Origin of the sequence: Streptomyces rectiviolaceus (assembly GCF_039533825.1) — a bacterium.
Classification (GTDB): domain Bacteria; phylum Actinomycetota; class Actinomycetes; order Streptomycetales; family Streptomycetaceae; genus Streptomyces; species Streptomyces rectiviolaceus.
Map to the genome: position 1 here is coordinate 59,646 of NZ_BAAAUG010000118.1, position 8,037 is coordinate 67,682.

The 8,037-nt window shown below is 72.0% G+C and carries 6 protein-coding genes and 2 pseudogenes; 4 read left to right on the plus strand and 4 right to left on the minus strand.

The genetic code is table 11. The features are described 5' to 3' along the window. A pseudogene (gene ggt, locus ABD378_RS29630) lies at positions 1 to 1,624 on the plus strand (gamma-glutamyltransferase); the annotation flags it as partial. Positions 1,625 to 1,664: 40 nt separating this feature from the next. On the opposite strand, the gene ABD378_RS29635 reads toward ggt, so the two are convergent. Both ABD378_RS29635 and map read right to left on the minus strand, forming a co-directional pair. After that, the gene (locus ABD378_RS29635; RefSeq protein ID WP_344525673.1) at positions 1,665 to 3,560 is read right to left on the minus strand and encodes a WD40 repeat domain-containing protein; all 1,896 of its coding nucleotides are present in this window, start codon (positions 3,558 to 3,560) and stop codon (positions 1,665 to 1,667) included. 103 nt (positions 3,561 to 3,663) lie between these two features. Beyond that, complete coding sequence (gene map, locus ABD378_RS29640) at positions 3,664 to 4,431, minus strand: type I methionyl aminopeptidase (RefSeq protein ID WP_344525675.1); 768 nt, start codon at positions 4,429 to 4,431, stop codon at positions 3,664 to 3,666. 61 nt (positions 4,432 to 4,492) lie between these two features. Here map and ABD378_RS29645 point away from each other — a divergent pair, with 61 nt between their 5' ends. After that, the gene (locus ABD378_RS29645) at positions 4,493 to 4,753 is read left to right on the plus strand and encodes a helix-turn-helix domain-containing protein (RefSeq protein ID WP_344525677.1); all 261 of its coding nucleotides are present in this window, start codon (positions 4,493 to 4,495) and stop codon (positions 4,751 to 4,753) included. Positions 4,754 to 4,819: 66 nt separating this feature from the next. On the opposite strand, the gene ABD378_RS29650 is transcribed toward ABD378_RS29645, so the two are convergent. Both ABD378_RS29650 and ABD378_RS29655 read right to left on the minus strand, forming a co-directional pair. Further along, the gene (locus ABD378_RS29650; RefSeq protein ID WP_344525679.1) at positions 4,820 to 5,671 is read right to left on the minus strand and encodes an NmrA family NAD(P)-binding protein; all 852 of its coding nucleotides are present in this window, start codon (positions 5,669 to 5,671) and stop codon (positions 4,820 to 4,822) included. Further along, entirely contained in the window at positions 5,668 to 6,138 is a 471-nt protein-coding gene (locus ABD378_RS29655; protein ID WP_344525681.1) for a nuclear transport factor 2 family protein, read from the minus strand. Before ABD378_RS29655 ends, ABD378_RS29650 begins: the two co-directional genes overlap by 4 nt. A gap of 59 nt (positions 6,139 to 6,197) precedes the next feature. On the opposite strand from ABD378_RS29655, the gene ABD378_RS29660 reads away from it, so the two are divergent. Further along, on the plus strand, positions 6,198 to 6,854 hold the full coding sequence (locus ABD378_RS29660) for a TetR/AcrR family transcriptional regulator (RefSeq protein WP_344525683.1): 657 nt from the start codon (positions 6,198 to 6,200) through the stop codon (positions 6,852 to 6,854). Positions 6,855 to 6,960: 106 nt separating this feature from the next. Then, positions 6,961 to 8,037, plus strand: a pseudogene (locus tag ABD378_RS29665) (hypothetical protein); the annotation flags it as partial.

Sequence of the window (8,037 nt, forward strand, 5' to 3'; positions counted from 1 at the left end):
CGGGATCGAGGTCCTGAAGAAGGGCGGCAACGCGGTGGACGCGGCGGTCGCCACGGCGGCGGCACTCGGCGTGACCGAGCCCTACTCCGCGGGCGTCGGGGGAGGCGGGTACTTCGTCCACTACGACGCCAAGAGCCGCAAGGTGAGCACGATCGACGGCCGCGAGACGGCCCCGCGGACCGCCGACTCCGGCCTCTTCCTGGAGAACGGCAAACCGATCCCCTTCGCGGACGCCGTCACGAGCGGCCTGGGCGTGGGCACCCCCGGCACCCCCGCGACCTGGCAGTCCGCGCTCGACGCGTGGGGCAGCAAGCGGCTCGGCACGCTCCTGAAACCCGCCGAGAAGCTCGCGCGCGACGGTTTCACGGTGGACGGGACCTTCCGCTCGCAGACCGAGGCGAACCAGAAGCGGTTCGCCGACTTCCCCGACACGGCGAAGCTGTTCCTGCCCGGCGGCGCGCTGCCCGTGGTCGGCTCGACGTTCAAGAACCCCGATCTCGCGCGCACGTACGAGGAGCTGGGGAGCAAGGGCGTCGGGGCGATGTACCGGGGCGGCATCGGCAAGGACGTCGTACGGACCGTGAACAAACCGCCCGTGGACCCGGCATCCGGGCGGGTGGCCCGGCGCGGCGACCTTTCCGCGAAGGACCTGAAGGCCTACGCGGTGAAGCGGCAGGCGCCGACGAAGACCTCCTACCGAGGGCTCGACGTCTACTCGATGGCCCCCTCGTCCTCCGGTGGCACGACCGTCGGCGAGGCACTCAACATCCTTGAGCGGACCGACCTTTCGAAGGCCTCGAAGAAGAAGTACCTGCACCGGTTCATCGAGGCGAGCCGTGTCGCCTTCGCCGACCGCGGGCGGTGGGTGGGTGACCCCGCCTTCGAGGACGTACCGACGAAGGAGCTGCTCTCGCAGAAGTTCGCCGACTCGCGGGAGTGCCTGATCCGCGACGACGCGGTCCTGAAGAGTCCGCTCGCGCCCGGGGACCCGCGGGATCCGGCGGCCTGCAAGTCCGGTGACAAGGCCGCACCGACCACGTACGAAGGGGAGAACACGACGCACCTCACGGCCGCCGACAAGTGGGGCAACGTCGTCGCCTACACCCTGACCATCGAGTCGACGGGCGGCAGCGGGATCACCGTGCCCGGACGCGGTTTCCTGCTCAACAACGAACTGACCGACTTCTCCTTCGCGCCGGCCGACCCGGCCGTGCACGACCCGAACCTGCCGGGTCCGGGCAAGCGGCCCCGGTCCTCGATCGCGCCGACGATCGTCCTGGAGAAGGGGAAGCCGGTGCTCGCCCTTGGCTCGCCGGGCGGTGCGACGATCGTCACGACCGTCCTGCAGACCCTCACGGGATTCGTCGACCGGGGTCTTCCGCTCGTCGACGCGATCGCGGCGCCGCGCGCGAGTCAGCGCAACGCCGCGCAGACCGAGCTGGAGCCGGGGCTCTGGGAGAGCCCGCTGCGGGCCGACCTGGAGGCTATCGGGCACTCCTTCAAGCAGAACCCGGAGATCGGGGCGGCCACCGGAGTGCAGCGGCTGCCGGGCGGGAAGTGGCTCGCGGCGGCCGAGAAGGTGCGTCGCGGTGGCGGGTCGGCGATGGTGGTGCGGCCGGAGTGAGGGCGAGCCGGGCGGGCCTCGAAGGCCCGCCCGGCGGGGCTCAGCGGGCCGCGCAGTTCTGCTCCAGCTCGTTGGCCGCCCAGCGGATCGGTCCTTCCGGGTCGTCGTGGAGGTAGCGCAGTACGGGCAACGCCTCGCGCACCGCGGCCAGTTGGGCGTCGCCCCTGCCGCCGCGGGCCTGGTGGACATCCGCCAGGTCCGCGATCAGGAGGAGCAGCGTGCTGCGCGCGCGGTTGTCCGGGTCCGTCATCAGCTCGACCAGGAACGGGATCGCCGGGACGGCCGCGGTCGATGCCGCTTCCTTGGAAACCAGGAGGCGGTAGAGGTCGTGGACCGCGTCCATGGCCGTCTTCTTGTCGTCCGACGTCACCTTGCCGATGAGTTCGGGGATCATGTGGCCGGGGCCGCGCGCAGTCCACAGCGAGCCCCAGTCCACGCTCTCCAGGCGCAGTTGGAGGTCGCGGTGCAGCCACAGCTTGGCCAGGTCGAGGCGGAGCGCGGCCGTGGAGTCCGCGTCGGTGACGCGCAAGGTGGCGTGTGTGCCGTCTGTGCCGACTGAGTCGTCTGCGTCGAGGCCCAGGAACTTGATGCCGGTGCCGAGGCGGAGGTTGGCCAGCGCGTCGGACGCCAGGTCCCAGACGCGTACGAGGCCGTCCGCCCAGGCCGCGGCGAGCGCGGGCCCGGTGGGCAGGACCGCGGCGGCCAGTGAGGTGACCGGGGTGCTCCTGCGGGCGAACGGCGCGCGCAGCGGCTTGCGGCGGGTCGACCAGTAGCGGATCACGCCTTGCGCGTCGCCGCTCAGGACCAGGCGGGTGCCGCTCGCGAGCTCCAGGCAGGTCACGGAGGTCACGGGGGCGCGGTGCAGGGCGAGGGTGATGGTCTCGGGGTCCTCGTCGTCCGTCTCGCGGACGTGCACGCAGCCTTCGGTGTCGCCCGCGACGAGCAGCGTCGGCCCCTGGAGCGAGGCCACCGCCCTGAGCGCGCCCGGGGTTTCGACGAGGGCGGCCGCCGCTCCGGCGACGACGGGCGGCTGCGGGTACTCGCGGGTCAGGACAGTCCACCGGCCGCGCGGCTCCGCGTCCCCCGTGGAGAGCGAGACCGGGCCCAACTCTTCGAGCGGCACGGGGACTTCGGCCGGCGGGCGGATGTCCTTGTCCGTCCACTCCAGGCCCAGCGTGCGGGCGACGTCGAGCAGGGCATCGCGGGTGCGGGCGTTGATCACGATCTTGAAGTCGGCACCGGGGCCGCGTCCGTGACGTATGACCGCGTCCGGAGCGCCGTACGAGAGCGCGTCGGTGCCCATCTCCTGCCAGGGCAGCAGGCCGAGTTCGCGGTAGGAGGCCTCCAGGCGGCGTACGACCTCGGGGTCGGCGTCCACGGTGTCGCGGCCGAAGCGCAGCGTCCAGCCGTAGTGCGCGGGCATCCGCTCGAAGGCGAGCTGCATCAGGAACTCGGAGAGCGTGCGGCTCTGCACCACCCACTCGCCCCCGACGCTCACGAGGACGCGGGGGTCGGGGAGTTCGGCATCGGCGGCGAGATAGCCCCACTCGTGGGCGTAGTGGTACTCGGACATGAACACGCACACGCGCGTGTCGTCATCGGGGCCGACGAGCCCGCTGCCCGCGTCCGCCGGGTCCAATGCGAGCTCGGAGATCTTGGGCGGCCACTGCGTGTGGACCCAGTACAGGCGCGGGTTGAAGGCGAAGGAGTTGAGCGGGGAATCCCACCACTCGTTGAGCGCCTGGGGCACCGGCAGGTCCCAGTCGACGCCGTGATCCTTGTTCTCGCCGCCCCAGCGGGAGTGGCTGGGCTCACCGCCCGGGTCCTCGTATCCCCACTCCCGCTGCACCTCGTCGAGCAACGACCAGCGGGAGCGCCCCTGTTGACGCTCGAGCCGGTCCGCGAACTGTCCGTAATCAATGATCTCGTGTGTCACCGACGCATCGTACGAATGATCTACGTGACGGATGTCTTCGCGGCGTCACAGTGCTGTGCGGAGTCCCCGTGCTGTGCGGAGTCGCCGTGCCGTTCGTTCGCGGTCAGAGTGTCGTGAGGATGCGGGGCCCTTCGTTCGTGATCGCCACCGTGTGCTCGGCGTGTGCCGCGCGGCTGCCGTCGTTCGTGCGCAGCGTCCAGCCGTCCGGGGCCGGGTGGTAGTGATCGCTGCCGCTGGCGATCACCATGGGCTCGATGGCCAGGACCATGCCGTGCTTCAGGGGCATGCCACGGCCCGCGCGGCCTTCGTTCGGGACGCCCGGGTCCTCGTGCATGCGGCGGCCGATGCCGTGGCCGCCGAAGCCTTCCGGAATGCCGTAACCCGCGTCCCTGCACACCACGCCGATCGCGTGCGCGATGTCGCCGATGCGGTTTCCCACGACGGCCGCGGCGATGCCCGCCTCCAGGGCGCGCTCGACGGTCTCGATGAGGCGTACGTCCTCGGGGCGGGCCGTTCCGACGGTGAAGCTGATCGCCGAGTCGCCCGCCCAGCCGCCCATCTCGGCGCCGAAGTCCGCGGAGAACAGGTCGCCGTCCCGCAGGCGATAGCCGTCCGGGATGCCGTGCACGATCGCGTCGTTCACGGACGCGCACAGGACGGCGGGGAACGGCGTGGGGGCGAAGGAGGGGCGATACCCGAGGAAGGGCGAGGTCGCGCCCGCGTCCCGCAGTACTGCGTGCGCCACCTCGTCGAGATCGAGCAGGGAGACGCCGACGCCCGCCGCCTCCCGCACCGCCGTGAGCGCCTGGGCGACGATACGGCCCGTCTCGCGCATCGCTTCGATGGATGTGTCCGTCTTGAGTTCAACCATGCCAATAACTATACCGGTATGAGAATGGGTTTCTCGACCTGTCCGGGACTAGACTGGCCGCATGGTGCGGACCCCCTTGACCCCTGAAGAGCGCGAACGCGGCGAGCGGCTCGGCCGACTCCTGCGTTCGGCGCGTGGTGAACGGAGCATGGTGGAGGTGGCGGCGAGCGCCGGGCTCTCCGCGGAGACGCTCCGCAAGATCGAGACGGGGCGGGCCCCCACGCCCGCGTTCTTCACCGTGTCGGCGCTGGCGGTGGCGCTGGGTCTCTCGCTCGACGAGGTGGCTCAGACCTGCGTGCTGGTGCCGCTCGCGCCGGTGTGAGCAGCGCTGCGGGCTGACGTGGTCATCGCGTCATCGCGGCATCGCGCGGTATCGGGGCATCGCGCGTCATCGCGCCGGAGCCCACTCTGCGGCGTGCTCGGTGGCGAAGTCCGCGAAGCCGCGGGCCGCCCGGCCGGTGATCCGCTCGACGGCGGGGTCCACGCGGTCCTCGGACCCGTGCGCGATGCCGTCGTCCATGGCGGCGAGCACGCGGGCGAAGGCCTCGGGCATTCCGGTGGCGATGAGCCGCTCGCGGAAGTCCGCCACCGGGACGGGGCGATGGCGGATCTCGCGCCCGGTGACCTTGGAGACCGACTCCGCGACGTCGGCGTAGCTGAGCGCTTCCGGCCCGGTGATCAGGTGTGCGGCATTGTGCGGCCGCTCGTCCGTCAGGGCCCGCACGGCGACGGCGGCGATGTCGTCCGCGTCGACGAACGCCACCCGCCCCTGCCCGGTGGCCGTCACGATCTCCTGCGCGGCGCGGATGCTCTCGACGTGGAGATGGCCCGGGGTGACGAAGTTCTGCATGAACCAGGAGGGGCGCAGTACCGCCCACTCCGGCGCCAGTTGGCGCAGCGCCCGGTGGACCTCGCCGGCCCCGGGGCCGCCCTCGGCGATGGCGGAGGAGCTCAGGAGCACGAAGCGGCGTACGCCCGCTCCCAGGGCGCGCTCCAGGAACGGCACCATCAGCCGGGCGGGCTCGGCGTCCCCGATGGGCGGCACGAGGTAGACGCCGTCCGTGTCGGTGAGGGCGGGGGCGTGAGTAGTGGGGTCGGCCCAGTCGAAGCGGACCTGGTGAGCGCCCGGAGCCGGGGTGCGGCTTCCGGTGCGTACGGACATGCCCTGGTCGGCCAGGGCGGTCGCCACGCGGCGGCCGGTGGTGCCGGTGCCGCCGGTGATCAGGAAGCGCATGGTCATCGGTCCTCTCCGGAGCGGGTGGCGCCGACGGGGATCTCGCCGTCGAAGGCGTCGGCGGCCAGCGCGCCGTTCCAGTAGTCGCGGAAGCGTGTGATCCGTCCGTCGTGGACGGTGACGACCTGGATGTACGGCATGTCGAAGGGGCGCCCGGTGGCGACCGCCCTGCCGGTGCCACGCAGCTCCACGACGATGGTCTCGGGGTCGTCGGTGCGGTGGACGGTCAGGTCCTCGAAGCTCCGCAGGTCGATGTGGTCGGGGTAGTCGGCCATGTATCCGCGTACGGCGTCGCGCCCGGCGAGGCGGTGCGGGGCTCCGGGGAGCGCGAAGGGGAACTCGAAGACTCCGTCCGGCGCCCAGAGGGCGACCCAGCCGTCGATGTCCTTGGCGAGGAGGAGATCGAGGGAGCGGGTGAACACGTCGGTGGCCGAGGGGTGCGTCACGGGAGGTTCCGCGGGGTGCGTCGTCATGGTGGCGACGTTAACCTGACCCCGGGTCCGTTTACAAGTACCGGACCCGGGGTCGACTTATGATGAGTCCGCTCGTCCCGCTCGTCCTGCTCGCCCCCCACCCCGCCCACCGAGGAGGAACCATCACTGCCCGCAAGGAGAGAGCCGACTCCGTCCGCAACAGGGCCGCGCTGCTGGCTGCCGCCGCCCGGCTGTTCAAGGACGCCGACGACCCCGACACCGTCAAGATGGCCGACATCGCCCAGGCGGCCGGGGCCGGAAAAGGCACGGTCTTCCGGCACTTCTCCGACCGCGTCGGCCTGGTCAGGGCGCTGGTCGTCGAGGAGACGCAGCAGCTGCGCGAGCAAGTCGTCGACGGACCGCCGCCGTTGGGTCCCGGCGCGCCGGTGGCCGAGCGGGTGCCCGCGCTCATGGCGGCGCTCCTCGACCTCAAGCTGAACCAGCGCACGCTGATGCTCGCCATGGAACGGGCGGGAGCCGGCAGCCCCTACCTCAATCCGGCGTACGGCCTGTGGCACTCCGAAGTCGCCGGGATGCTGTCCGGCGTACACAGACGCGAGGACGCCGACTACCTCGCGCACGCCCTGCTCGCCGCCGTCCGCAGCGACCTGGTCGAGCATCTGACCAGCCAGGGCGTGAGTGCCGGGCAACTGCACGCGGGACTGCGGAGGCTGTGCGCCTCCGTCCTCGCTCACCCCGCGGACGGCGGCGTGTGAGGCGCTGTGGGTCGGCCGGAAAACTGCGTGTAGTCGTCCCGTAACACGACTGGTGTTATCTTCCGGACCGGAAGACTCCAGGCTCCATGGGGCGGTGCTGGCTCGGATGGCAGTAGGACAACTCCCGGATCAGGTCAGGGAGTTCGCGAGATACCTGAGAGATCTCCTGGCGCGGCTCGATCCGGGCGCCGGGTGGTGCGGCGTGTTCTGGTCCCGTGACCCCGAGGGGATGCAGGCCTGCCTGGATGGCTCGGAAGTGCCCCCGTGGGACGTGGTGGAGGCGCTGCTGCACGACCTGGCCGCCGGGTACGGGGCGCAGGCCGCCGAGCGGGAGACGGAGCGGGCGCTGGCGCTGCACGGGGCCTCGCTGGCCGCGTACGACGCACGGCCCGGTGGTCGCGGGCTGCTGGGCGAGCGCCTCGACATGATGCTCACCGAGCAGCGGTTCGCCGTGGAACGGCAGGCGGACCTGGGCCGTTCGCTCGCCTCCGCGGCCACGCAGGACGAGGTGGAGCGGCTCAACCGCGACCTGGCCTGGGTCCGCGACGACTACGAGCGGGCGACCGCGCGGTGCGCGGAACTCCGGGAGCGCATCGAGCGGTTGGACCGGGCGGATCGCCCGCAGTGGGTGGACTTCGGGGCTCCGGTGTCGGACGACTTCGCGGCTGAGGTGGCGGACGACTTCGGGGGCGGACCGGCGGCCGGTGGTGCTGGCGCTGGTGCTGGTGTTCAGGTGTCGGGCGGCTTCAGGGGCCGGTCGGCGGTGGACTTCGGGGCCGAGGAGTTCGACGCCTTCGACGAGCAGGCGCCGTCCGGTTTCGGGGCCGCTGTCGGTGACCGTGACCGTGTCCGTGGCGCCGGATCGCCGGAACTCGGCGCCCGGACACGGGAGTTCGGCGAGCCCCTGGGACCCCTGGACGGCCAGGGTGCTCCAGCTCCCGACTCCCGCACCCTCTCCGTCGGCTCCGACTTCGACTCCGGCTCCGACTCCCGCTCCGGTTTCGACTCCGGCCCGGACCCCGAAGCCCCGTCGCCCCGCGACGCCCCCCGCGTCCCCAAACAGGGCCGCAAGTCGCGCGGTGCGTCCAGCCGCCCGCGCCGCCGCCGAGGCGCCCGCTTCGCGGGGTTCACCGGGCCGGACGAGGGCGTGGACGCGGCCGATGCCGTCGCCGTACCAGAGACG

Bases quoted from the DNA above. Each gene is read 5' to 3' on its own strand.
- ABD378_RS29650 (WP_344525679.1), bottom strand. From the start codon at position 5,671: ATGACCATGCGCTTCCTGATCACCGGCGGCACCGGCACCACCGGCCGC.
- ABD378_RS29645 (WP_344525677.1), top strand. From the start codon at position 4,493: ATGGTGCGGACCCCCTTGACCCCTGAAGAGCGCGAACGCGGCGAGCGG.
- ABD378_RS29655 (WP_344525681.1), bottom strand. From the start codon at position 6,138: ATGACGACGCACCCCGCGGAACCTCCCGTGACGCACCCCTCGGCCACC.
- map (WP_344525675.1), bottom strand. From the start codon at position 4,431: ATGGTTGAACTCAAGACGGACACATCCATCGAAGCGATGCGCGAGACG.
- ABD378_RS29660 (WP_344525683.1), top strand. From the start codon at position 6,198: ATGATGAGTCCGCTCGTCCCGCTCGTCCTGCTCGCCCCCCACCCCGCC.